Annotated in this window: 2 protein-coding genes; both read right to left on the bottom strand. The window is 61.7% G+C overall.

The features are described 5' to 3' along the window. A partial coding sequence (locus tag AC0L3U_RS38255) for a flagellin N-terminal helical domain-containing protein (RefSeq protein ID WP_473364939.1) occupies positions 1-509 on the bottom strand: 509 nt, incomplete at its 3' end. A gap of 326 nt (positions 510-835) precedes the next feature. Continuing rightward, positions 836-1273, bottom strand: a 438-nt coding sequence (locus AC0L3U_RS38250) for a flagellin (RefSeq protein ID WP_473364938.1), incomplete at its 5' end; no start/stop codon positions are given.

Raw genomic sequence — 1273 nt, 5'->3', positions numbered from 1 at the left:
GCCGTCGCGCCCGTGCTTGCAAAGGAGCCGATGGTGGCGCCGAGCGTCGTGGTGCCGGTCGCCGCCGTGGTGCCGCCGGCGGTGCCGTTATACAGCACGTTGCTGCTTGCGGTCGCACTGGCGAAGCTCGTGGTGCCACGCAGGTCGGCCGCGGTCGCACCCGAGATGGTCGTGGAGACGTTGGATTTGGTGGAGTAGCCGACCGTGGTCTGCAGCGCCTGGTTGGCAATCGACTTCGCGCTGTCGATCAGCTTCTGCAGCGAGGTCAGGCCGGTATTGGCGGCCTGCAGCACCTGCACGCCGTTGGCGATACCGTCGAGCAGATTGTTGATGTCGCTGGCGCGGTTGTCGAGCGACTGCGCGGTGAAGAAGTTGGTGGGATTGTCCAGGGCCGAGTTGACGCTCTTGCCGGTCGACAGACGGTTCTGTGTGGTGGCGAGAAGATCGGCGGTGGACTGGAGAGACAGCAGGTTCTGACGAACCGACGCAGAGAGAACAATACCGGACATGACTCTTACCCTTCTGGTTTACGCGTCTTCGTTCGATCGCTTCGGATCGAGTGACGGGGACAGCGTGCCGCGACATGGCTAACAAAGGGTGAAACGGCACGCGCCCGCATTAAGCGCGGGTTCACTATAAGCGTGCGGAAGGCGTGGTCGCGGCCGGCAATCAGGCTGAAATCATTGGCATTTATCCGCGCTTACTCTCCATTAACCATAACCGCTGGTTACTTTTTCAGAACGATGCGTGGCTGCGAATGCCAGCTGACGCACGAAAAAAAAGCGGCGGGGCCGAAGCCCCGCCGCCGGATCTTGCTTGCGATGTCGTCCGCTTGTTAGCGGAGCAGCTGGAGCACGCTCTGCTGCGACTGGTTGGCCAGCGACAGCGCGGAGACCGCGATCGACTGGCGGGTCGACAGCGCCTGGCTGTTGGCCGCTTCGACGTTGGTGTCGGCCAGCGTCAGGTTGGACGAACCGGTCTGCAGCACGTTGATCAGGTTCTTGTTGAAGTCCTGACGCACCTGCACGATGGTCAGGTTCGAACCCAGGCTCGACGCTTCCGAACGCAGCGTGCTCGACGCCGAGTTCAAATTGGTCAGCACCTTGTTGGTGGCAGCGTTGTCGATGAAATCGACACCGCTGGTCAGCGAGGCGAGGCCGAGACCCTTGGAGTTGTAGGTCACGCCGGTGATGCTCAGGTTCGACTTGCCGGTCTCGTCGAACACCAGCTTGAGCTGGTCGCCGTTCAAGAGGTTGACGCCGTTGAACGAGGA

Source organism: Bradyrhizobium sp. Kon69, assembly GCF_055807515.1.
This window is presented reverse-complemented; position numbering and strand designations above follow the sequence as displayed.